The sequence below is a fragment of the Vibrio sp. QJM3NY_39 genome (assembly GCF_057785895.1).
In genome coordinates this window covers 1,497,270-1,521,380 of record NZ_CM173505.1, presented here as the reverse complement: position 1 = coordinate 1,521,380, position 24,111 = coordinate 1,497,270, and the positions used below count along the sequence as shown (strand labels likewise).

Genomic DNA, 24,111 nt, shown 5'->3' with positions numbered 1-24,111 from the left:
TGGTTTTAGGCGGATATCGCGTTGACGGGCGCGTTTGAGAAGCGCATTCTTTAATTTCGAACAGAACAAGTTTTAACCTCACGAGAGTGTGATTAACCTATCCCTTGTTCTGGTAACGCATCTAATTGAATGGCAGGTCACATGAATAAGATTGTTATGTTAGTAATGGGGCTGTTTTTCACCAGTCGATTGTTTGCCAGTATTGTTCCGCATGCTAGTCAACTGGAGCACGATGCGCCTATCCTAATTCGCTCAGCATTGATTGTTGGTGTTGCGGCTTATGCCGTCTGGACAGCAGTTAAATATTTCAAAAAGAACAAAGCCTCTAGTTCAGAAATGTAGCAGTAAGAACCCATAAAGCTTTGTAGTGTGCCACTGTTGTTGATTATTGATCCGCAAAATAGTCGACCAAGATTTTACGCCACTTTCGCGACTCACGAATCTTCAATAATGCACGGTTTATCTCTTCTTCGTACGCGTTGTTTTCCGTAATGATAAAGCCATAATTTTGTTTTTCTAGTTGGTACGGCAACACTTCCAGATCTTCAAATTGCCCGCTTATTCTGCCATTACCGATCATATATTTGAGAACCACATCATCAGCGACAATCGCTTCCACTTCGCCTTCTTCTAAAGCCGCTAACAGTCTTGGCATATCGATATAACTCTTGTGTCGAATACCAAAACTGGTGAGCATCAAAGAAGACGTCGTGGCGACTTTTGCCCCAACTTCCACGTTCGCAAGATCATTGATGCCTTTAATCTGCGAAGACCCTTGGCTAAGCGTGAGCTTGCTGGCTAACACGGCGGTAATACTGGCGATGAACAACATACTCAACACGCCAATGAACACTGTGGCAATTCGCCCAGTTAAGCTCTTAAACTCAAAGTAATTGAATGGACCTCGGGTGATGAACAGCAATCCCAGTATGAAGCTTTCTAACCAACGACCCGTTCTGCTTTTCATCGAGTAGAGTTTTTCATTTTCTCCGTGTTCCAATAGGTAAAAAAACGCACCTATTAAGCCGGAGATAAAGATGATGACACCAATGATTATCCATAAGGCGGGGTTTAAGAATATGGAATGTAGGGAGTGAAGATAACCTTGCTTCTTAACCGCGATCGCGAGATGAGTTTCGTAAAAGGAGTGGGAAAAGTCAGCGAACAACTCACGCTCTGGAGTGATTGAAATGCAGGATACACCGATGTCGATTTGCTCTGTTTCAATGGAATTGAGTAAGTCATCCAAGCGATGAGTCTCTATCGTAAACTCAACCTCCATTTCCTTCGCTATCTGCTCCCAAAGCTCGATACTCAGGCCATTCCATTCACCTTCCATAGAACTAATTACAAAAGGCGGACAAGGGTATACACCGACTTTAAGGGGAGAAGAAGAAGCAAAAGCACTGAAGAATAGAAAAAGAGAAACGATTGAAGTGACACTGTATCGGAGTGTCAATTTGAAGAATTTGTGCATCAGCAGCCCTCCGGAAGAAGACAGCAATGAATTGAATACGAAGGATCGACTAATGACACACATCAGCGCGATCAGAAGTGAAGAAAGTTTATGATAAATTCAATACTGCCCTAGCTTTAATAGTTATTACCTTAACTATAGAAAACCTCTATTTATTGTGCAAAAGAATGGGCGTAACAAACTAACGGCATAGGAAACCTCGGATCGATAACTACTGGGATGCCATAAACTGGCTTTGTGCCGATGAACACAATTTTCCGCACTGCGTAATTTGGCTTTCTAAGAAATAGATATTTCGTCTGCTTTTGACCCATCGTGCGCGAACTTCCAGTTCTTGACCAATCGAGATTGGATGATGGAAACGAGACGTTAAGCTGACCGTCATGGCAGTGATGTTATTTTGGAACAAGCAATGAAGCATCGCGCTGTCATGTAACGCAGTAACAATGCCCCCCTGCATAATGCCATCGTAGCCCTCAGCTTTATCTGTTGGTACAATCTTGGCCCTGGTTTTATATTTAGCTAAAGTCTCGTGCTCGCTAACGGCTTCAAAGCAAATCGGGCTGTCTGAAAAGAAACCTTGGCTGCATACTTGGCAGCGCCGATGATTGTGTGGAATGAAAGCCTTCATACTTACCTTTTAACCTTTAATACTTAGAGATTGATATGGCTCGACCAAAAAAACATCGCCAGTTATGCACCCGAGCAGCTTACTCTTGTTTTAAGCCTAATGGTGTTCCTATGGACGAGCTTCATAAAGAAGAATTGCTATTAGAAGAGCTGGAAGCCTTACGCTTGGCTGATCAAGAAGGACTGAGCCAACTTGAAGCCGCTGAACAAATGCAGGTGTCTCGCCAAACGTTCGGCAACATCATCAAGCGTGCACGAGCCAAAGTCGCCAAGTGCATCGTCAACGGCCACGCGTTAGTGATTCAAGGCTCATAGTTCGACGCTTTAACGTTACTTGTCGAGAGACTCCTATAGCCTTAACTTGACGGTTCAGAGATCTGATATAGCTTTCGACTCTGCCCTTCACATACGTCTTTGCAATTACATTCACGCTCAATATCTATCTGCGCCAACCCTCCACAACTGCCTTTAATTGGTTGGCGTGAGAAAATCACACCGATCGCCATCAACGCAACGATTCCAATGAAGCCTAATAGTGTTAGTAGGAATGTCATTTACGACACCCTCGTATAACGCCTAGTTGATTCGGTTGTGACGTAAAAATCGCGCTATCTTTCTTGTGTTCTTTGTTGCCACACCCTTTCTTGCTTTGCCCTTTTTTACTGTGACAAACGTTTCGAGGCTCTCGACCATAATCTAAATCGGTCACTTCTTGCAGATTATCAAAATCCAAAGCACCGATTTCCACCTTCCTTGTTGTTGCCAACACTCTAATATCGTTATTGAACAAGTGCGCCAGCATCCTCTTTCCTATGTGACGGACAACGACAGCCTGCACGTCGTAAGAACGGAGGACTGAAATCCATTGCTTCTTTTTATTGCAAGACGAGTCGGACTCAACCAAAGGAACCATCTGCTTTATTTGTCGTTGGTCATCCACAATCGCTATCTGTGGTGAACGAGCAAAATGGTTGCCGACATGGAGGTCGCGACAAGGTACTGCGTATAACATAGTAACTTCCTGTTATTGATGATCAGAAGTTCAGCATACGCCTCATTATTGGCATATGCCAATAATTATCATGTGAAAAATAAGATTTACTGGATCGATAGCTAAGATCACAAGCACCCAAACTTACCGTCATCTTCAGCCTATCTCAGTTACCTTTCAAATAACCATATATACTAGGGGGTAGTATTTTATGCTGGGGGTATTTTTTGCGTTGTTAATGCCTGTTATCAAGAGCCAAGCTCAAACCCATTACAAAAAGGCCTCGCACAACCGAGAGCTTAATCGACTATTCAACGTCACACACTAGTCTGAATAATGTCGAATCAGGGACCAATCAAAGATGTTTATAGGAAAAATAGGTTGGATTGAAAATCAAGAATTACAGTCGGCTTCAATGTAAACAAGCTTATAATTTGAAGTGAACAACGCATCGAGTTGTTATAGTATAACATCACACTAAATTACCATCATTTCTCATGAAACAGCCATTTATTCTAATCGATGTCATCAATCGCCTCTCCACACGCTATGTAAGCCGTTTCTCGACATGCTTTCGCTCTCTCAAGGGCTTGACTGTTGGCCTAGCATTATTGTGTTTTGCGCCAAATCTATATGCCCACCCTCACTCTTGGATAGAGATGAAAACTCATATTGAGGGAGAGAATGGCATGATCACCGGTCTCTCTATGGAGTGGTCTTTTGATGCAATGACCTCGATGTACATGTTGGATGGAGAAGACGTCTCTGCCGATACAGAAACTGAAACATTCAAAAAGCTCGCTGCGTCTGTAATCGAAAACATGATGTACGAGCACTACTTCACGTATTTTTATGATGGTGAAGAGCCCATCAAATATCAGGTGGTTGAGAACGCAAAGTTTGAGCGTGATAAAGCCAAGATGGTTCTAACATTTGACCTACCACTTTCTAAACCTAAGCCAGTGACACGAGACTCGCTTCGCGTATTGATTTTTGACCCTAGTTACTTTGTCGACATGTCGTGGCTATCCAATAGAGACGTGACATTGTCACCTAAACTAGCGAGACAATGTCAGTTGGAACTAATCGAGCCCAACCCGACGCCAGAACAGATGAGTTATGCGATGTCTTTACCTGTCGATGCAGATCCAGATAACACGTTAGGCCAACTGTTTACTCAATCGGTCAAGCTTCATTGTGCGGCAGTTCCTACACCCTAATAAAGCAACTCTTTACCGCCATGACGTAAGCCTCTCAATTCATTTAGAGAAAAATATCTGATATAGGTTCTTGTGAAATGCAGACAAATCAAATTAAAACAAACTATTACCTTATTAGCGCCGGAGCTTTATTGCTTGTTGCTGTCGGTGCATATCAACTGTGGTCTATGTGGCCATCGTTAGTTATCTCTAGCATCCAATGGCAAAGAGAAATCAATTCAGAGCTTGCAGACCTACTCTATGAAGCTAAGTCCAACCCTTGGGGTGCAGGCAGTTACCTTATCGGGTTCAGCTTTATCTATGGCATGCTTCATTCTCTGGGGCCTGGGCATGGCAAAGTTATCGTGTCTACTTACTTAGCGACTCACCCAACCAAAGCCAAGGCGAGTTTAGTGCTGACGATCGTCTCCGCTTTTTTACAAGCATTGGTCGCAATCTTACTAGTAAGCGTGTTGCTGTGGGGCTTTAGTGCTTCAATGCGAGTAGTGAATGACAAAGCGAATATGTTTGTTTCATTAAGCTTTGCCTTAGTCGCGGTCGTCGGCGCGCTTATATGTTGGAAGGCTTTGAAAAACATCTACACCGCTATGCGTAAGCCTAAGCTAAAAGTGAAAGCCATCACCACATTCGCAACAGACACAACTGCGCCAATTTCAGCGCGTTCGCCAATGGCACTTCGTTCATCAATATCAGCCCCTTCCCCGATAATAGGCGCTACTAGCGCAATGCAAGCTGCTGATCACACTCATGCAGATCATTCTCATGCCGACTGTGGGTGCGGCCACCAGCATGTAGCAAATGCAGACGTAATCAACAAAGCCTCAACGCTCCGAGAATATGCGGGAATCATCGTGACGATTGGCGTAAGGCCGTGTACCGGAGCCATCATGGTTCTGCTTTTCGCGAACATGGTTGGCCTATATTGGATGGGCGTATTGAGCGCCTTTGCGATGGCCGTAGGCACAGCACTAACAACCTCATTAATTGCAATGATGACGCTAACAGGCAAACACCTAGTGAAGCGCTACTTGGCAGCAGGCAACAAGAACAGCAACGCCTCATTGAAAGCCGCAGGTCACTACTTACAACTCTTTGGCGGCATTTTGCTTGTGTTGATTGGCTTGTTGTTAATGAACGGCCAAGACAGCGGTATGTCCCCTGTATTCACTATGTAGCGCACAACCGAGTAGCAATTAAACTCAGGTTCTTTTCACTCGTACCGCATACATCAAGGCCTCGCAAACGCGAGGCCTTAGTTTTAGTCATCATTTAATATCAATTTTTAATATAAATTCAGGTAAACGAGTGAGCTATGCCGAGAGCAAACCCCGTCGGTATTATTGATTTACAAAAGAGCATCAAAACCGTTAAAGAAAAGTACCGACAAGCGATACAATGCTGGAATTACGAGATTGCAGCGCAGCAGCCCCTTTATAGAAATCTCATTCACAGAAAACATTAAAGTAGCCAGACATGTCTAAAGATCCCGGTTTCACCACAGAATACATCCTCGACAAAACGTTTTTCACAGAGTGTTATGATCAAACTAGCCTTCCGACTCAATTTCCAAAAGCCTATTTAAAAGGAATACTGTTTCTTATTTTTGGTGTGGTTTTATTAGAGTTTGAACTACTACCTAACGGTTACGTTGGCTGGTTCTTTATCGTTTTGAGTGTGATTGAAGCGTTCAGTGTGTACTGCAAGAGAACCTGGTGGATATGGCGACAAAAAATTAGCTCCGGTGCTGGCAGCAAAGTGGTCTTTCAAGGTGACGTTAACGGTGTGAGTTATAAAAACGCTAAAAATACCAATACTATCGCTTGGACTGACATCTCCCAACTGCAACAGACCGATTTAGGCTTTATCCTTCATATTGGTAAACAGCGCCAATATGTCAGTAAGTCTTGTTTAAGCGATGAAGCCATTGCGTTCATGGTTGAACAACACGAAGCTTCCAAAGCACCTAAAGCAAATTAGCATCAATAAATGCCTGCCAATTTGGCAGGCATTTTTCTATCACCTTTGATAATGCGTATGGCACAACCTGAGTATGGCACAACCGGACAACAACAATGAACACCATTTACCAAATCAGTGATTGTCATCTTTCAGATGAATCCAGCTATGAAAACCTGCGTAGAGCATTGGAATACGTCAGCAAAGACACAGCATGCAAGACCATTTTTCTGACCGGTGATATTTGTTGTAACCCAAAATCGGGAGACTACGTTCGATTAGAAGCGTTCATTAGAGAGCACATTAACGAACAATCTATTTACGCCATTGCGGGCAACCATGACGACTCTTGCTTAATGCGCAAAGAGCTAAAAGGATCGACGATTTTCGTCACCAATAAAGCCACTGTCTGTAAACGAGAGTTTGTATTTCTGGACTCTAGCTTCAAGCCGTTGGATAAGCGTCACCCACTCGGTTCAGGTCGTATTGATAACCGCGGCATGGTTCAGCTAAAACAACATTTAAGAAAAGCCAATGACCCTATCGTCGTTATACACCACCCTGTCATTCCCGTCGGTGCTGAATGGATGAAAGCCATCCGTCTAGAAAACAATGCTGATGTGATGAGCGTGCTTCGAAAATATCGCGTTCGTGACGTGATCTGCGGTCATGGCCATGATGGAATAACGGCGACACAACAAGGCGTAGCCCAATACATGGCGCCTTCAACAGCCTATGGCTTTGACCACTCGATCAATGAATACAATCGCAGCGAGAAAGTAGGACTGAGTCGAATCTCGTTCTCTGCTGATTCAATCGACTACCAAACTGTCTATTTTTGAACCCTCTATCTTGAATCTTGCTGTCTTAAACCTTTGTAGATTCGCTTTCGAATAAACCAAGCTATATCGCGTTCTATGCCAATAGAAGAAGCTTGCAGCGATTCAATTTATCAATCTGTGATTGAAGACAGCGCGGAGACAGATTTGGCGTTACACTCATTAAGATCAAACAAATAACGAGGGTCTATGACGTTTTCTCCTGCCATTTTGCGTAAAGTCTGGTACTCCCCTTCTATTAACCTTGGGCTTCGAGCCACCAGTGCCATTGTGTTATTTCTCGGTTTAGGGGTGCTGTCGAATCAAACCACTATCGCCATGACCGCTCTCATGACCATGCCAGCCGCTCTGATTAGTGCCCTCGACGCAGCAAGGCCAAGGAGGTGGACACGTTTTACGATTACCGCCACCGCTTGGGGCATGACTCTAGTCGTCAGTTACGCTCTGCTGAAAAGCGGACTGCCTTTATGGGTGACTTATGGTGCAATGGGTGCTTTACTTGCCAGTGCGGCGGTCAATGGTCCATTTTGGGCGCGACTTGGCATGTCCAGCCTCTTAATTGCTGTCGTCACCCTATCACTTCATAATTCCAACACAGCGCTAAGCTTGTACCCAATGTTGGTACTTGGCCCCCTTACTTTTGCACTGTTTAGCTGGCTTTGGTTTGCCTTGTGGAAACACTATGCGCTGCGCGTATGTCTATCTGCAATTTACGAAACGTTGGCAGACTACATCCAATATCGACAAGCCTTCTTAATAGTTCAAAAAGCTTATTTGTGTATTGCTACGAACAGCTGCAAATTGGCACCGAACAACATGACCATACTGCGCTAACCAAGCAACGTGCCGCTATGCTAACCGCCGAAAGCGACCTTGAGCTGATTTACAACGAGATGCAGCAAGAGCCAAAACATACTCGAGCCGATTCTCACTATTATGAAGATATGCTGAGTCACTATCGATTATTAAGCCATTACCTCTGCTTGCTGATTCCGTTAGTCAGAAAAGGCACGCAATACCAAGGCTCTCAACAAGTCGAACGCTTAATTCATGATGCGATGGACGCGTTAATCAATACCATTCGTGATAACCGCGTCCATGAGCTACCCGCGCTCACCAATCAAACTGAAGCCCAACACCCAACTTCCACAACGGGTCAACGTTCGGTAGAAGAAATCATCTGGTTGGCGCTGATGACAATTAAGCAAATGCACGATTTAGTTCGGCGTAATCTAGAAGGCTAAATCAGGGCTTAACTATCAAAGGACTTAAATACCAAAGCTCTTAAACCCCAATAGCCACTCAGATTTTTATCTGTATTTTTAAAGCGAAGCGTTTGGCGCACCTTTAGGAAAAAGAAGAGTCTCTAAAACTTGTTATTTAACTCATTCCAATACTTACATTCTTTTTCAGTTATTGAATATATATGGTCATAACGACCACATCGACCTAATTGCCTTAAGTGACCGTGCAAAACCAATTCGTTTAGAGAATTTATAACGTTTACAACATCATTATTTGTAGATGGCATCCATTCCAAATTAGGACCTATTTCGCTTTTGATCTTGGAATCTTAAAAATAAAAACCCCACCGTAAGCAACTGATTTACGAGCCATTATTAAATTCACTACATACATCGTGATAACTTTCTTTAGTATCGAACATTCTGTTCTACTGGTGGTCCATCACTGTCGAAAAACTTGTAGTGGCATGGTGAATTTTTCCAATATTTTAAAGGTACTAATACCTTATAAAAGGCGGAAAAAAAATGACCGGAGTACAATATTCATACGAGCAATTCAAACCTTGAGTGTTTAAGTTAAATTGCTCTCATCATGAGATTCAAGTCACGTTCATCAGTGTTTTTTCTAGGTATCGTCTACTCCTCTCAACTGTTTAATTAGAAGCTGATATGACAAAGAAAATCATCCTAGATACAGATCCGGGCATCGATGATGCAATGGCAATCCTATTTGCAGAAGCACATCCAGATATTGAGCTGATGGGGATCACGACCGTTTATGGAAATGCGACGATAGACAATGGCACTCAAAATGCTCTCTATCTGAAGCAAAAATTCGCTATGAAGGCACTCGTTGCTAAAGGTTCGGATAAGCCCTTATTAAGAGATCCTGTTGGAGCAACGGTTGTTGTGCATGGTGAAACGGGGTTGGGTGATGTGACGGCACCAAGTTCGCTAGATTATGAATCGATTAAAAAGCCAGCTTATCAGTTCATTATCGACAGTGTTCGAGCTGAACCTAGAGAGATCACTCTTGTGGCTGTCGGTCCTCTGACTAATCTTGCACTTGCACTGGAAGCTGCTCCTGACATCGTCGACTTGGTAAAAGAAGTGGTCGTTATGGGTGGTGCATTCGGTGAAAACGGCCACAGAGGGAATGTAACACCATTTGCCGAAGCGAATATTCATGATGACCCTCATGCTGCCGATAAGGTGTTTACGGCATCATGGCCAGTAGTCATTATCGGGCTCGATGTTACAGAGGAGAGTTTTTTTACCAGTCAATACCTTGATGAGTTGCGAGATGACGCTGGAGAAGTTGGGCAGTTCATCTGGGACATTAGCCGTTACTACTTAAAGTTTTATTCTGACAAAGTAGGAATGGATGGTTGTCATGTTCATGACCCATCAGCCATTGCTTATGTTATCCAACCGTCTCTTTTTACAAGTCGTAATGGCCCGGTCAGGGTTGTCACAGATGGGCCAGCGGAAGGGATGACCATTCAGAAAGCTGATCAACGTAACTATATGAATGATGAATGGGGTTTATTTCCTGCACAACAAGTCGGCGTTCAAGTAGATAGCGATACTTTACTCTCACTCTACAGAGAGACATTGATAAACTATTCACAGCAGTAAAGTGGGCCTGTCGTAAATATTGAGAAATGCGCGACAGGCTAATGCTCTAGATACAATAATCCTACAATTGCGTAGAAACGCTCAAAGGCACTGTTAGCTTCATCTGGTTCAGATGAAACTGATCTTCAATATCAATACACGATCTAAGTGTCTATCCATATTAAAAAGTAATTTTCATTGACTAAGTTCGAGAATTGACTAGCTCACTTATGCCCCCAAAGTGAGCCTGAGAGGGATTGAACTCAGTTTCAAACCCTGCAACTTGCCTTACTTTTCCTGATGTCTAGAGTTCCAACAATGTAGCTAAATGTTTTAATCCACAACAGACTGACCTTTAATCACACTTACGCACGAATATGTTGTTCAACTATTTCTAAGCCATTGAATAATAGAAAACTAAAAGGAATTTTTTGATTGATAACGCGCCTTGAATCGGAAGCAACATGTGCTTGCACGGTTTTCAACTAGAAATTAGAACCAAACTGAATTATATACATAATTTTCAGTTGGTTAGGCAAGGGCGGGATCGAACTTTAGTAGAGGTTACATTTACTATAGGCAGGGCTTGTGGATAAGGGCTTATTTTTGGTTCATCGCAGCTTTCCCCTGAAAGCCGAGATGAACTTTTTTCAATAATCTAGCGTGCGAAAGCATTTGACAGATCGATACCACATTGCTTTACATCACATATATTAATAAAAGTGACAATGCTTACATTTATAAATGTGATGTGTATCTCCATTCATTTTTTGATTACTTTCTAAGCTTAGTTGGTTTTTATCCGATTAAACAGAAGGTTATATGATAAATAGAATAATAAAACTAAGTGGCGTTGCATTACTTTGTTCAGCGAGTGCGCATGCGCAAATGCAAAATGGAAGTTTCGAAAACTGGGAAGGAAACGTACCATCTGGATGGAGTGTGATTGACTCCGGCATTGCACTTTCCCTCTCTACCGACCCTGTAAATAACGGCAGTTTCTCTGCGCAAGTAACAGTGAATACAAGTACTCAAAGTAATACCGACTTACTTCAAACGATAAGTGTTGAACAAGGGAAAACTTATGATTTTTCTGTCGATGTTTATCACACGGAAGGTAACGTGAAAGCTCGCCTTTTTGTTGATGGCTATTTAGGCTACTCGAATAATGGTTTAACGAATCAGTGGCAAGCATTAACTCACTCGTACAGCGCTACCAGCACTAAAGATATCGTTGTGGGCATACGATTTTATGATGATGCAGGTTTTGATGGTTCGGAAGTGGTGTATTTAGATAACTTTCAGCCTACGGAGACTCCACCCACACAAAGCTGCAAAGACACAAGTGCCGCACTCACGCTAGTGACGGATAACTATGGTTCTGAAACCAGTTGGTCTCTCAAAAACTCAGTTTCTCAAACTCTTTATTCTGGTTCAGACTATCAAAGTAACACCATCAATGAAGTGGAAATGTGTTTAGCGGATGGTAGCTACACCCTAGAAGTCTCAGACTCTTATGGAGATGGAATGTGCTGCAGTGTGGGGAATGGTTCATACAGTTTGTCGGTAAACGGAACCGTTGTGGCATCTGGTGGTGATTTCCAAGCAAGTCAGAGTACAGAATTTACGATTGGTGGCTCAACGACTACACCACCAACTGAACCACCCGTTTTAGGTGAGTATTACAAAGACGCTGAAGACAAAGTGGGCTTTGCGTTAAAAACGTCCTTATATCAAATTATTGATAATCATAGTAGTCAGGGTTACACCGCTATTTGGACATTAGTGTCTGAGGCTGACCTAGACGCATACTATGACACTGATGGGTCGATTCTCGATATGTATTCGGAGAAACCTTCAGGCTCAGATTCAATCCAATTTACGAAGGTGATCGATCAATGTGGTCAATACAGCAAAGAAGGTGATTGCTACAACCGCGAGCACTCATTCCCGAAAAGCTGGTTTGGTGGAAAAGTCGAGCCAATGAACTCTGACGGTCACCACTTATTTGCCACTGACGGCTACGTTAACTCGAAACGTAGTAATTGGCCATTTGGTGAGGTAAGTAGTCCAACATACACATCAAGCAATGGTTCTAAATTAGGCAGTGCAGCAAACTCTCTTGGTTATGCAGGTACGGTGTTTGAGCCAATTGATGAGTTTAAAGGTGATTTCGCAAGAGCATATTTCTACATGGCAACACGCTATGAAAATGAAATCGCTAATTGGGAAGGGAACTCTACAAGCTCTGACGCCGTTCTGGATGGAACCAATACAACCGTTTTTGAACCTTGGCTACTTACCATGCTAAAGCGTTGGCATTCTGAAGATCCAGTAAGCCAAAAAGAAATCGACCGAAATAAGGCGGTACATGATTTCCAAGGGAATCGTAATCCGTTTATTGACCATCCAGAGTTTGTAAGCCAAATCTGGGGAAATTAATCGGAATATAACCACCATGACAATGGTTTTATGATTATTGAATTGAGCCCAATCCTTTGTTTGGGCTTCTTTTTGATAGGCATTAGAGAGCATGATTTTAAATATTTGAAAAAGCATATTGTCATGAAGGTCCGTATGTTTGTCAGTGATCTGCACCATCAATACTAGACGCTACATTAAGCGACTTTCCATACCTTTAGGGCTTTGTTGCGTAATTCAATGGAACTAAATCAAGAGCCTACGATCTGATCAGCTACGTTCACTCCTTCTCGTAGCTCTATGCCTAAACCTCGTTACAAAACAACCAACTGGAAGCAATACAACCAATCACTTATTAACCGTGGCTCTCTGACCTTTTGGATTGATGAAGAGGCAATAAACGGGTGGGCGCAAAGCAAACAGAGTAAGCGCGGGAGGCCACGTCGGTTCAGCGATTTAGCTATCACGACAGCGCTCATGGTGAAACGAGTTTTTTCTATGCCACTGAGAGCTCTGCAAGGGTTTATCGACTCAATATTTAGGCTTGCCCATGTTCCATTAAGTTGTCCGCATTACACCTGCATCAGTCGTAGAGCAAAGCAAGTTGAGGTCTCATTTAAGACTAAAGCGAGAGGAGCAATACAGCACCTGGCCATTGATGCAACTGGCCTAAAGGTTTATGGCGAAGGTGAATGGAAAGTCAAAAAACACGGGACAGATGGCAAGCGTAGAGTTTGGCGAAAGCTGCATATTGCCGTTGATACAAGCACTCATGAAATTATCGCAGCCGAGCTAAGTTTATCGACGGTTACAGATGGAGAAGTCCTCCCGAACTTACTGAAACAAACACGCCGAAGTATCCTTGAGGTGTCTGGTGATGGAGCTTACGACACGAGATTGTGTCATGCTGCTATTAAGAGTAAGGGAGCCATTGCGCTTATTCCCCCAAGAGAAGGGGCAGCCTTCTGGGAGCGTGGTCATCCTCGAAACCTCGCCGTGGGTTGCCAGAAGTTATACGGCTCAAATAAGTATTGGAAAGAGCGGTATGGGTACCACAGACGTTCACTATCAGAAACAGCGATGTATCGAGTTAAACAGTTACTAGGAGGACGATTGAGCTTAAGACATTACAATGCGCAGGTGGGTGAGACTTACGCGATGATAAAAGCGTTGAACAAGCTTACTGGGTTAGGTATGCCTGAAACTTGTCGTATTGACTAAGAAACACACGAAATGGGGTAGCTCTATCTATAAATTTAATTACGCAACAAAGCCTACCTTTAGTTATCTATGAATTGCTAACTTAGGGGAAGTTGTAGCTCATTTATGTCAAAAAGTTTGTTATCACTACCCGAAAAACAAAAATCCTCGCAAACGCGAGGTCTTAGTTTTATCCATAAATAATGACTACATCTCTAACCTAGGGAAGAGCCCCTACTAGCCTCCGAATTTTCTGTTATTTTTGCGCGTCTAGATTCGCTTGATGTTTTAAGTGCTCAATGAACATCGGAACCTTTTTTGCTATGTGCTTTCTCGACGCATAAAAGGCGTACAGCACCAAATCTTCAGGTTTGTATTCAAGTTCTATGACTTCCAAAGAGCCAGTATCTATTTCATCGCGACAAAATTCAGCAGGGAGTATCGCAAGCCCCAAACCAGCCAATGCACCTGCTTTAGCGAGTTGTCCACTATTCACTTTAAATGCAGATTTTACTCTTTGAGTAATTACCTGACCTGTTTCGTTCTTAAATACCCATGGCATACCATTTAACGCGGTAAAGCTGCTAATACAAGGTACATGTTTCAAATCCGTAATCTTAAAAGGCTTAGAAGATGTATGAAGAAGTTTGGGTGAAGCCACAACAACACTAGTCCAACGCTTAATCTCTTTCGCTATCCAATTGTTATCCTCTAGCTTCCCTCGATGAAAACTCAAAATAACGTCAAACCCGTCAAGCGGATCCTCTTTAGGGCTGATACTCGTATCACAACATAATGAAATAGATGGATATTGAGTACAAAACGAAACGACGGCTTGGGCCAAGTCAGGTGAGTCTGGCATTAAAACATTGAGTTGCCCTATGACTTCACGAGAGTGTTGTGTCACCTCCTCAAGAGCATCATTGAGTTTATCCAACAATGGCTGAGTTCGTAGATAGAGGTGCTCCCCTGCTTCTGTCGAAGAAATTCGGCGAGTCGTTCTATCAAAAAGTCGAGCATCCAGCTGCTCTTCTAGCAACGCGATATGACGACTGACGTTTGATGTCGGCAAACACAGAAACTCCGCAGCTCTCTTAAAGCTATTGTTCTCATAGACACAGTGAAAACTTTTTAGCCATTGTTGATCAATCTTCTCAAGCATTCCCATTAATCCCACCCATTCTAATAATCCCACCCAGTTGGATTATAAAGCCAATATTAGCCACTTTATTACCAGAAACAGGCTTATACAATGCTCATCATTAAAAGTGAACTGGATAAGGTTTCCAATGAGTTGGTTAGAAAAGCTATTAGATAAGAAAAATATAATCAGTACGTGTAAAGCGAATATTCCAGAAGGCGTATGGACAAAATGCCCCTCTTGCGACCAGATCCTGTACAGCATAGCCCTTAAAGAAAATCTGGAGGTATGTCCAAAATGCGATCACCACATGAGGATGTCGGCACGCTGTCGCTTAGACAGTTTTTTAGATAAAGGTATGAAAACTGAGTTAGGCAAACAACACGAGCCGCAAGATTTGCTCAGTTTCAAAGACAATAAACGCTACACAGAGCGCCTTGCCCTAGCCCAAAAAAGTACAGGTGAGAAAGATGCAATAATCGCGATGCAGGGAGAGTTGTTAGGGATGCCTGTTGTGGCGTGCGCTTTCGAATTTTCTTTTATGGCTGGCTCAATGGGTGCCGTTGTGGGCGCTCGCTTTGTTGATGCTGTTAATGCAGCCATCGAGACTAACTGTGGATTAGTATGCTTTTCGGCTTGTGGTGGAGCGCGCATGCAAGAATCGCTCATTGCTTTAATGCAAATGGCAAAAACAAGTGCTGCTTTAATGCGACTATCAGATGCAAAGCTCCCTTATATCTCCGTATTAACCGATCAAACTTTTGGCGGTGTATCGGCAAGTATTGCGATGTTAGGTGATATAAATATCGGTGAACCCAAAGCGAGAATTGGTTTTGCCGGGCGTCGTGTAATTGAGCAAACAGTACGAGAAAAGTTACCTAAAGATTTTCAGCAGAGCGAGTTCCTATTAGAGCATGGCGCATTAGACATGATTATTGATAGACGTGAGATGCGCAAAAGGATTGCAAGTCTCATCGCAATGATGACCAATACTCAGATTCAAGTTGATCATTAAAAACCTCCCCGTCAAATGACGAACAACGATCTCTTTAGATTAACGACCGAGGGGAGAACATTCTTGATCGCTAAATATACAGCATCACTTGTAACGTTCGCATTCAGTTACTCCCCTTTCCGACTATCAATAAGAGGTTGAAGAAGTAAACCGTACCCAGCTACATTCCTTTGGATTACTGTATTTACACTAGCTTCTTATGGTTAAAATGCCGTATGGTACAAACAATCAAATTATAAATACTTGCGGCCTTTGCCACAGAGACTCTCCATTCTAAACGAAAAGACTTACTATGAATTTTGATATCAATGCACTAAAACACCACCAACTGGTCGAAGATGGTCAACTCGAGGGGTGTTACATTCATCAGCCAGTACAGGGCAGTCAGCCAGATGATAAAGCTGTTTTAACAGAGCGCCAAGCGCTGGAAAATCTGGGGTATAAGGTGGTACAGGTTAAAGCTAAAGGCGGGACAACAACGTTTGCCGAGGCTATGCAAGAGCTTGCGAAGAAGACTGGCCACCAGCCTAAATAGTAAACGAGTGAGCAGAGAGAGTTACAACGTTCTCTAACGACAGTTTTTTGAGTCTCTCTGCCGAGTAATCTCAACATGAGCCATTTCATGCTGACAACCAATGGAGCAGATACTTTTTGCGTCAGTGAGTTAGCTCCTGCTCTCACCGTTTTCCCCAAAATGAGTCACCGCTATATTTGGTCCCAAACACAAAAATGGGTTGGTACAGCCGAAATTCAGTCTATTACCTAAGAATCTAGCTTTATTAGAGACGGAGACTGTTTACTGAATTAATGTTGGACGGGTATGGCACTTAGCTATGAGTTATGAGCAATAACACAAAGTAAATACATGCTCTCTATTTGTCATAGTTATAAAACTTTAAAGGAGCCACAATGAGCTCCTTTGAGGTTTAAGTTATCGCTTCAGTTACTACTGCATTCACTCGATTTAGCTACCAATCGCAATTCTATCGACTTCAATTGTTGCCTCTTCCCAGCTATCTTTTTCAACGTTGCCAACAATCGTTATCTTGTCATTTGGAGCAATCGTCAAACCAGCCCAAGCTTCATCCTCTACTTCGATCACAATTGTGTTTTTGCCATCAGTAAACTTGTACTCGTCATCTCCCAAAGAGTGCACAATGTTACCCGTCACCTGAACTTGGGTATCATCTCTTGCTTCTAGGACTTGAGCAACCGTAACAGGAGCGCTAGCCGTCGGGCCACTAAATCCGCCCGTTGCTGGTAAAGTGTTTGCTGTTGCTAAGCCTGAAGCCAGAACCAGTGTAGTAGCAATAAGTACGTTTTTCATAAGAACCTCTAAGGAGTCATAGTTTGTTTTGATGGGTGTACTATGCAGGAGGTGGTATTAATCGCGGATGAAAGTAGCGTTCATAATTCATTCATGTTGAAAATACGTAGAATGACAATACCCAAAAAAACCATAACCATATGATCTTAAACGCTATCTTAATCGAATAATTTTACTTTTTACGAAAATCATTCCTTTTCTAGAGCTCTTGCTCTTTGTTATTCAGTATTCGCCCAGTAATAGGTCATCAACAGAGTCGCTTTCCAAGCACCAATTAAATAGCACTCGATGAAACTACACAGTGAGAGCTTTCTAAAACTAAGGCCTCGCGTGCGGCCTTAGTTTTTCTATCTAGTGATTATAACTGCACTCTAACGGTTACAGTTACCCTACTTCACTGACTTTTCTTGCTAACCTTTATTGCCAGCTTAGCTTACTGACCTAAGTTACTGAGTAAGCTGACTGAACTTCGGCAAGCTCTTCACAAACCTCTGATGTACATCCATATAGGTTTGCATATAGATTTCATCGATACTGTTACCACTAGGGAAACTCGATGAGAAGTCTGCGTGTTTGCGGTCGATTGACAATTTGGCTGCCTCGATAATGTGAGCAATGAACATTCGAGGATCTTCCAAGCCGATAGAGATACGCATTGTGGTCGGTTTGATGCCTGCTTCATTGAGCGCCTCGTCGCTGAGTTCAGAATGCGTAGCCAGTGTCGGGCACAGTGCCACCGTATTGGTTTGCCCTAAACTCACTTGCATGCCGATTGCGGGCTCAAGCATGTCGAAGAACTGTTTAAACCCATCTCGATTGATTGGCGCCCGATCGCCGTTGCCTTCCATGTCTATGGTAAACAGCGCTGCAGGTAACCCCAAGTACATGTTGTTCTGGCAGTGTTCATAGTTATCACTATCTGGCAAAGCTGGGCACGACACATTGATGTCTGGGTGAGCATCGAAGATCTTCGCGAGAGTCAGAGTATTAATGGTTTTCTGCACCACGCGCATCTCATAGGTTTTCATACCATTGAGCACTTCGAACGCTTTGTCTGCGTCTAGGAATGCGCCCTTAATTACACATTCCAAAACAGCGTTTCGTTCCATGGAATGGTGGCCACATCGCCGTTAGGTTTGTTACAGGTGACCTCTTCTCCTTTTGGCACAAACATGGTCTCGTTACGACCGATGACTACCCCAGCCGTTGTGGTGCCGGAACCCGCCAGTTCTTTGGTGTAAGAGTGAATGACATAATCTGGCCTTTCCATAACATCATCGCGTTTTAGTACTGGGTGCAACAATGGCGTACCTACTGTTGAGTCGACAATCACATCCCAACCACGAACGTGACCAGCTTTGCTGATACTAGCAACATCCAACACATATCCATGCGGGTTACACGGTGACTCTAGGTAAACGTAGATTTTCTTACCCGCAGCGAGGCGATCAGCGTATTTATCGGCAACCTCATCTAGGCGAGTCGCAAACTCATCACCAGAGTAACCATCGACCCACTCTACCGCGACATTCAGGTTCGAAGGCTTGCCAAACCAATCTTCCAACAGCTGGTAAGAACCGCCATAGATATTGCGTGAAGCCAAGACAATGTCTTCATGCCCAAGCAAGTGGCTTAACAACCCATCAATAGCCGCCATCCCCGAGTTAAAGTTCCATGCGAGATACTCGTTGGCTCTAGAACCTGCCTCAATATCAACCATGTGATTAGCCAGTGAAATCGATGTAGGATTGAGAAGACGAGAGTAAATATCGTGCAGCGGCTCTTTACCGTTGAACGCATCTTCAATCCATTCTGTACAAGCAAACAAATACGTCGCTGTACGTGTAATAACAGGGCTGGCAGAGAAAATAGCGGCAACATTATCGAAGATAGGATACGCGCCTTTAGACGCAAAATTACCGTTATTGGTGGCAATGGATTGGTAAGTGGCACGCATTGGGTTTTGCAGATTGTCGAGGATCTTAGCGATCTGGAATGACAGAAAGCGTTTAGCGTTAAACCAAGCGATTCGGTCACTCTTGTCAAGCTCTGAAAGCCCATCAACGGTTAACGCCCAAAGGTCATGCGTCTTGGTATTGGCTTTATACAATGTCGCCGCCAGTTCAATCAGTGTGACGCCGTAATCACTATTTGGGTCGATACCAAAGTGTTTTGCCTGCTCAATGGCAAGAGCTTCTGCTTGTTCGTGTTTGGTGGTTTTACGCAGCGGGCTAAGTTGAGTTGAAGTATTCATAATTCCTAAGTCATTCCATGCTTGTTATTCCTCCTTTAATTTTAGTTTTGGGCAGATGTTAAAAATTGCTATTTGCGAAGTAAGACATACACTTTGAGCAATAATATTGCCAAACTAAATTCGATATTGATGGATTATGCTAATGGACGAGATCGATAAGAAAATACTGGCTGAACTGCAAAGCAACGCTCGGCTCACCAATCAAGAGTTGGCCGATCGCGTGGCACTTTCACCCTCTCCTTGTTTGCGTCGAGTTCGCTCATTAGAGAAACAAGGGATTATTCGCGGCTATCACGCTAGTGTCGACCAAGAAGCATGCGGCTTGCCTGTGAATGTGTTTGTGTTGGTGAAACTTGAAAAGCCAACTGAAGAGAATATGCGCGACTTTGAACAACACATTGAAGTGATAGATGAAGTATTAGAGTGCTTTCTGATGACAAGCAATCACGACTACCTTTTGCATGTGGTCAGTGAATCGCTCAAAAGCTATGAACAATTCATCCGCAAACAATTAACCCGCCTACCCAATATAGCTTCTATCGAATCCAGTTTCGCCTTCGGTCAGGTAAAAACAAAAACGAAGCTGCCAGTGAGATAATTAGAAACGACTTAGTTTGACTGTGCAGAAGACATTGGATAGTCATCTCCAATCATACAGATAAGTGCACCGCCAAAAGCTTTGTCGTAACGTACTTTTCCGGTCGTATTCGAACTTTCTATATCCGTGTTGCCGTCGATAATCTGATTAATTTCTTGTGCCACTTTTGTTGGTACCAACCATATACAAGCCGCAAGAGAACAGGTTGCTGACGACGATTCACAACCTGTCTCGGAGCTTCCTCGTGCCCATTGGCTGCCCTTTTCCTTAAGCAGTAATTGCGTTGCTATGTAATCTGGGTGATCGATGTACTGATCACCACCTATCCATGTATCGCCATAAGGTAGGTACGGCCCTTGCCATGTTGATAAGCCCGGATTTTCAATTAAGTGATTGATGTTTAAGTAGCCGAAGTTCGTGTCGGTATCGGAAGTAATTGGAGGTAAAGAGCCATTGTCATGAGAATATTGCTCCGCTGCATCCAAGACAGTATTCAGTTGCCCGATCAAAAATGTTGCCTCATCGACACGGGAAATACGATTACCGATCTGGTTGTAGATAAAAAATGCGGCAATGAGCATGAGTAAACTAAACGATGCAAGTTTCCATTTTTCTATCTGACGCAAAAGTCTTAACATCTATTTTTTATCTCTCATCAAAACGGTTCTAATAACGCTATGGCTTCCCTTATAAGGAAAGATTATACCAGAGTAAAATCAAGCGGTTTGTATTGAAACATTCTGCCCTATTGACCGTAAATATGCCTAGCTCTTAAAGGTCAATTTAGAACTAGACCCTCCCCAAAAACAAATAATAGTCACCACCCAACTTCACTGACTTAATCGCATACCTAAACCTTGTGTAGATTGATTCCGTCAAACAAACCTAAGACATGGGAATCGATTCGAAGTGATCGTTTATCTGACTGTCATCTAATTTTTGTACTTTGATATAACAAATAGCCTAAAAGATATTGAGCGATCGTTCAAATATATTGAAATTTCCACTATAGTTGATTGGTAAAACAACTCACAACAAGGAAAAGTTATGAATCAAAGTACCGAGTCTCAATCAGATCCAACTCGATCTATCCCTCAAGAAGCATTTGATTGGTACGACGAATATGCGCACGGTCTGATTGATCGCAGAGAATTTATGGCTCGTCTATCTGGGTTGGCTGTACTTGGCTTAACCATGACAACGCTAACTTCTGCACTGATCCCTAATTATGCGCAGGCAGAGCAAGTCTCTTTCAATGATCCTTCCATCACAGCAACCTACGAGACATTTCCTTCACCTAAAGGATACGGAGAAGGCCGTGGTTATTTAGTGGAACCAAAAGAGTTAGCGGATAATGCGCCAGTTGTCTTAGTTGTTCATGAAAATAGAGGCTTAAACCCATATATAAAGGATGTGGCAAGACGACTCGCAGCCGCGGGGTTTATTGCGTTTGCACCTGATGCACTCTATTCGCTTGGTGGGTATCCAGGTAATGATGATGAAGGTCGAGCAATGCAAAAATCATTATCCAGAGAGAAAATCGAAGAAGACTTTATCGCCGCTGCAAACTTTTTGAAATCTCATGAAAAAAGTAACGGTAAGCTAGGCGCAGTCGGATTTTGCTTCGGTGGCTATATCGTAAATATGTTGGCGGCGGTAATGCCAGAACAACTGGATGCGGGCGTTCCGTTTTATGGTACTCCTGCCGCACCAGATTTAAGAAAGAATGTTAAAGGGCCATTGCTCATCCAATTTGCGGGAATCGACAAACGTGTGAATGCAACTTGGCCAGAGTATGAAGCTGAACTCAAAGAGATTGAGGCAGACTACACCGCTTACATCTATGACGGTGTGAATCATGGCTTCCATAACGATTCAACAGGTCGATATGCTGAAGAAGAAGCAGAGTTAGCGTGGGCACGTACACTTGAGTTCTTTAATAAAAAGCTTTCTTAATAGGCAGCTTTACCGAACCCGTTTTCTTTAAATTCCAAGTTACTGCCCTATACCTTATTCAACGAAACCCAAAAGGCCTCATACGTGCGAGGCCTTTGTTTTCTCAACGCTATATGGGCTTGCCCTACAGATAGGTTTGGGGTGTCGACATTCTGGTATTAAGTACACCTAGCTGCTTAATATCAATCTAGCTTTGCTTCTAACAAACCTATTGACCCGATCGCATAAATAGATAATATAGACATCCAGACACCTACATGTCTTTTGGTTAATTAAATGGAGTTATCATGAACAGCTACAAAAAAATCACAGCATCCCTGTTGGCATTAGCTTTCGTATTCGGCGTAACAGGATGTGGAAAAAAAGACGAGGCTGTCATCAAGATTGGGGCGACAGTTGGCCCACATGCACAAGTTGTACAGGCAGTCGCCAAAGAAGCAGCAAAGCAAGGGATTAACATTGAACTCGTCGAATTCTCAGACTACATCACCCCTAACGCAGCATTGGACGATGGAAGTATTCAACTCAATAGTTACCAACATCAGCCATTTCTCGACAACTTTAATGCCAATCACGATAGCCAGTTAGTTTCTATCGGACGTTCAATTTTGATGCGTATGGGCGTTTACTCGAACAAGTACACTTCGCTTGACTCTATCCCTGATAACGCACGAATCGCGATTCCAAACGACCCAACGAATGGTGGGCGTGGGCTATTACTACTTGAAGATGCTGGACTGATTTCTTTAAAAGACAACGCTGGTTTCAACGCATCTTTAAACGATATTGTTAACAACCCGAAGAACATTCGATTTGTTGAAGTGGATGCCGCTCAGCTCCCTCGCTCTCTTGACGATGTAGATGCTGCTGTAATTACCATGAACTATGTAATGTCGGCTGGACTCGATCCTAAGAAACAAGGCATTTACTTAGAACAAAAAGACGCACCTTTAGCCGTGATGGTTGTGGCGGCGCGAGAAGAAGACAAAAATAATGAAACGTATAAAAAGATCATCTCAATTTACCACTCTCAAGAGATCAATGACTTTTTAAACAGCACTTTCAAAGGCACCATAGAAGCCGCAAATTAGACCAAGAAAGTCACCTTAGATTTGGCGTTGCCTGTTACTCATTAAGCAACGCCAGACATTAAGCAAAGCCAGATTGAGTTGACGTGTTCATCACTGACTCATTCCTGCCCCTTTTCAAATTAGAAGCAAAGCTTAAGTTACTTAAATCGAGGTTGAAAACGGTGTGATGAGAGCGGATTATGTAAGTATGAAATTCAATTAATTCTGGGTTCTTCGCATGAAAAAAGAAGTGATACTGTTTGATATAAACGAAACGGTTTTAAATTTGGAGTCATTACAGCCTAAATTTAAAGCGGTGTTTGGCAGTGAGGATGCATTATCGCTCTGGTTTTCAAAGCTTTTACACTCCTCAACGGTTTGCATCGCAACAAACGTAAAATCTACTTTTTCTGAATTAGCGAATGCAGCGCTCGACGCTATTGCACAGCGGTACAAATGTGATTTAACGGTGGAAAGCAAAGATGCCTTATTAACTTCCTTTGCCAATCTACCACCGCACACTGATATCAAAGAGTCTTTACATAAGTTGCGTAAAAGTGGTTTTAAAACAGTCGCGTTTTCTAACTCATCCCTCGACCTTATCACTTCTCAAATCAAGAACTCGGGCTTAGAAGATTATTTCGACACCGTCATTTCTGTTGAAGAAACAGGCAGTTTCAAACCAAATTCAGACGTGTATAAATTTGCAGCAGAAACTTTACAAGAGCCTGTCGATAACCTTCGTCTTGTCGCTACTCACGATTGGGACACTCATGGTGCGTTATCTGCTGGCTTACAAGCCGCCTATATAGACCGAACAGGAGTTGAGTATCATTCCTTGTATTTGAAGCCGGAGATTAGCTCAAAGACGATGGATGGTGTGGTAAAACAGATAATTAAGCACAATTTAGACAAGTAAAACCTCAAGAGGCTTTTGCTACTCCCGCTCGATACAAACAAAAAGGCTTCGCACACGCGAGGCCTTAATTTTATCTACGGGGCAATTAACCCGCCTACCCAATATTGCGTCTATTGAATCCAGCTTCGCCTTCGGTGAGGTAAAAACAAAGACTAAGCTTCCCGTGAGATAAATCTGTGACGCTGTTGTTTGGGTTTATGGGGCGCTAGAGGCTGAACTTCATCATCCCTGAACTG

General features: G+C 43.0%; 22 protein-coding genes and 3 pseudogenes. 17 read left to right on the top strand and 8 right to left on the bottom strand.

The genetic code is table 11. The features are described from left to right. Positions 1 to 141: 141 nt before the first annotated feature. A complete protein-coding gene (locus tag AC3CHU_RS06855; protein WP_017075162.1) occupies positions 142 to 342 on the top strand; it encodes a hypothetical protein in 201 nt (66 codons plus the stop codon). A gap of 43 nt (positions 343 to 385) precedes the next feature. Here AC3CHU_RS06855 and AC3CHU_RS06850 read toward each other — a convergent pair whose 3' ends face one another. Both AC3CHU_RS06850 and AC3CHU_RS06845 read right to left on the bottom strand, forming a co-directional pair. After that, a complete protein-coding gene (locus AC3CHU_RS06850; protein WP_488525310.1) occupies positions 386 to 1,477 on the bottom strand; it encodes a transporter substrate-binding domain-containing protein in 1,092 nt (363 codons plus the stop codon). Positions 1,478 to 1,688: 211 nt separating this feature from the next. Further along, positions 1,689 to 2,108 carry a PaaI family thioesterase gene (locus tag AC3CHU_RS06845; RefSeq protein WP_488525309.1) on the bottom strand — a complete coding sequence of 140 codons (420 nt, stop codon included), beginning with the start codon at positions 2,106 to 2,108 and terminating at the stop codon, positions 1,689 to 1,691. Positions 2,109 to 2,143: 35 nt separating this feature from the next. Here AC3CHU_RS06845 and AC3CHU_RS06840 point away from each other — a divergent pair, with 35 nt between their 5' ends. Beyond that, positions 2,144 to 2,422: a DUF134 domain-containing protein gene (locus tag AC3CHU_RS06840; protein ID WP_009846970.1), complete on the top strand. Its 279-nt coding sequence runs from the start codon at positions 2,144 to 2,146 to the stop codon at positions 2,420 to 2,422. A gap of 41 nt (positions 2,423 to 2,463) precedes the next feature. On the opposite strand, the gene nqrM is transcribed toward AC3CHU_RS06840, so the two are convergent. Both nqrM and AC3CHU_RS06830 read right to left on the bottom strand, forming a co-directional pair. Then, positions 2,464 to 2,661: a (Na+)-NQR maturation NqrM gene (nqrM, locus tag AC3CHU_RS06835; protein ID WP_017075166.1), complete on the bottom strand. Its 198-nt coding sequence runs from the start codon at positions 2,659 to 2,661 to the stop codon at positions 2,464 to 2,466. Beyond that, positions 2,658 to 3,119 carry a NifB/NifX family molybdenum-iron cluster-binding protein gene (locus AC3CHU_RS06830; RefSeq protein ID WP_488525308.1) on the bottom strand — a complete coding sequence of 154 codons (462 nt, stop codon included), beginning with the start codon at positions 3,117 to 3,119 and terminating at the stop codon, positions 2,658 to 2,660. Before AC3CHU_RS06830 ends, nqrM begins: the two co-directional genes overlap by 4 nt. Before the next feature lie 476 nt (positions 3,120 to 3,595). Between AC3CHU_RS06830 and AC3CHU_RS06825 the strand changes: the two genes are divergently transcribed. From AC3CHU_RS06825 to AC3CHU_RS06790, 8 genes and pseudogenes are all read left to right on the top strand, one after another. Further along, on the top strand, positions 3,596 to 4,318 hold the full coding sequence (locus tag AC3CHU_RS06825; RefSeq protein WP_488525307.1) for a DUF1007 family protein: 723 nt from the start codon (positions 3,596 to 3,598) through the stop codon (positions 4,316 to 4,318). 77 nt (positions 4,319 to 4,395) lie between these two features. Then, positions 4,396 to 5,493, top strand: coding sequence for a nickel/cobalt transporter (locus AC3CHU_RS06820; RefSeq protein WP_488525306.1), 1,098 nt, complete (start codon positions 4,396 to 4,398; stop codon positions 5,491 to 5,493). Between the two features lie 298 nt (positions 5,494 to 5,791). Then, complete coding sequence (locus AC3CHU_RS06815) at positions 5,792 to 6,295, top strand: YcxB family protein (protein WP_065605588.1); 504 nt, start codon at positions 5,792 to 5,794, stop codon at positions 6,293 to 6,295. Between the two features lie 95 nt (positions 6,296 to 6,390). Beyond that, positions 6,391 to 7,116 (top strand): metallophosphoesterase family protein, encoded by a 726-nt coding sequence (locus tag AC3CHU_RS06810; protein WP_488525305.1) that lies wholly within the window; start codon positions 6,391 to 6,393, stop codon positions 7,114 to 7,116. Between the two features lie 186 nt (positions 7,117 to 7,302). After that, positions 7,303 to 8,357, top strand: a pseudogene (locus AC3CHU_RS06805) (FUSC family membrane protein). Positions 8,358 to 9,026: 669 nt separating this feature from the next. Next, complete coding sequence (locus tag AC3CHU_RS06800; protein WP_488525304.1) at positions 9,027 to 9,995, top strand: nucleoside hydrolase; 969 nt, start codon at positions 9,027 to 9,029, stop codon at positions 9,993 to 9,995. Between the two features lie 801 nt (positions 9,996 to 10,796). Beyond that, complete coding sequence (locus tag AC3CHU_RS06795) at positions 10,797 to 12,416, top strand: endonuclease (RefSeq protein ID WP_488525303.1); 1,620 nt, start codon at positions 10,797 to 10,799, stop codon at positions 12,414 to 12,416. Positions 12,417 to 12,695: 279 nt separating this feature from the next. Further along, positions 12,696 to 13,616, top strand: a complete 921-nt coding sequence (locus AC3CHU_RS06790) for an IS5 family transposase (protein WP_488524388.1) — start codon at positions 12,696 to 12,698, stop codon at positions 13,614 to 13,616. Between the two features lie 235 nt (positions 13,617 to 13,851). Here AC3CHU_RS06790 and AC3CHU_RS06785 read toward each other — a convergent pair whose 3' ends face one another. Further along, positions 13,852 to 14,763: a LysR family transcriptional regulator gene (locus AC3CHU_RS06785; protein ID WP_488525302.1), complete on the bottom strand. Its 912-nt coding sequence runs from the start codon at positions 14,761 to 14,763 to the stop codon at positions 13,852 to 13,854. A gap of 121 nt (positions 14,764 to 14,884) precedes the next feature. On the opposite strand from AC3CHU_RS06785, the gene accD reads away from it, so the two are divergent. Beyond that, positions 14,885 to 15,751, top strand: a complete 867-nt coding sequence (accD, locus tag AC3CHU_RS06780) for an acetyl-CoA carboxylase, carboxyltransferase subunit beta (RefSeq protein WP_488525301.1) — start codon at positions 14,885 to 14,887, stop codon at positions 15,749 to 15,751. Positions 15,752 to 16,043: 292 nt separating this feature from the next. Continuing rightward, positions 16,044 to 16,286 carry a hypothetical protein gene (locus tag AC3CHU_RS06775; protein ID WP_017075180.1) on the top strand — a complete coding sequence of 81 codons (243 nt, stop codon included), beginning with the start codon at positions 16,044 to 16,046 and terminating at the stop codon, positions 16,284 to 16,286. A gap of 429 nt (positions 16,287 to 16,715) precedes the next feature. Here the strand turns inward: AC3CHU_RS06775 and AC3CHU_RS06770 are convergent, their stop codons facing one another. Both AC3CHU_RS06770 and AC3CHU_RS06765 read right to left on the bottom strand, forming a co-directional pair. Continuing rightward, positions 16,716 to 17,078, bottom strand: coding sequence for a NirD/YgiW/YdeI family stress tolerance protein (locus tag AC3CHU_RS06770; RefSeq protein WP_114633338.1), 363 nt, complete (start codon positions 17,076 to 17,078; stop codon positions 16,716 to 16,718). A gap of 446 nt (positions 17,079 to 17,524) precedes the next feature. Further along, a pseudogene (locus tag AC3CHU_RS06765) lies at positions 17,525 to 19,332 on the bottom strand (PLP-dependent transferase). A gap of 142 nt (positions 19,333 to 19,474) precedes the next feature. Here AC3CHU_RS06765 and AC3CHU_RS06760 point away from each other — a divergent pair. Next, entirely contained in the window at positions 19,475 to 19,930 is a 456-nt protein-coding gene (locus tag AC3CHU_RS06760; RefSeq protein WP_488525300.1) for an Lrp/AsnC family transcriptional regulator, read from the top strand. An 11-nt stretch (positions 19,931 to 19,941) separates the two neighbouring features. Here AC3CHU_RS06760 and AC3CHU_RS06755 read toward each other — a convergent pair whose 3' ends face one another. Continuing rightward, complete coding sequence (locus tag AC3CHU_RS06755; RefSeq protein WP_488525299.1) at positions 19,942 to 20,568, bottom strand: type II secretion system protein; 627 nt, start codon at positions 20,566 to 20,568, stop codon at positions 19,942 to 19,944. A 409-nt stretch (positions 20,569 to 20,977) separates the two neighbouring features. Here AC3CHU_RS06755 and AC3CHU_RS06750 point away from each other — a divergent pair, with 409 nt between their 5' ends. The 4 genes and pseudogenes from AC3CHU_RS06750 to AC3CHU_RS06735 all read left to right on the top strand — a co-directional run. Continuing rightward, the gene (locus AC3CHU_RS06750; RefSeq protein WP_488525298.1) at positions 20,978 to 21,886 is read left to right on the top strand and encodes a dienelactone hydrolase family protein; all 909 of its coding nucleotides are present in this window, start codon (positions 20,978 to 20,980) and stop codon (positions 21,884 to 21,886) included. Between the two features lie 287 nt (positions 21,887 to 22,173). Then, positions 22,174 to 22,977 carry a MetQ/NlpA family ABC transporter substrate-binding protein gene (locus AC3CHU_RS06745; protein ID WP_488525297.1) on the top strand — a complete coding sequence of 268 codons (804 nt, stop codon included), beginning with the start codon at positions 22,174 to 22,176 and terminating at the stop codon, positions 22,975 to 22,977. Positions 22,978 to 23,194: 217 nt separating this feature from the next. Next, the gene (locus AC3CHU_RS06740) at positions 23,195 to 23,875 is read left to right on the top strand and encodes a haloacid dehalogenase type II (protein ID WP_488525296.1); all 681 of its coding nucleotides are present in this window, start codon (positions 23,195 to 23,197) and stop codon (positions 23,873 to 23,875) included. An 82-nt stretch (positions 23,876 to 23,957) separates the two neighbouring features. Continuing rightward, positions 23,958 to 24,047 (top strand): annotated as a pseudogene (locus tag AC3CHU_RS06735) (Lrp/AsnC family transcriptional regulator); the annotation flags it as partial. Between the last annotated feature and the right edge of the window lie 64 nt (positions 24,048 to 24,111).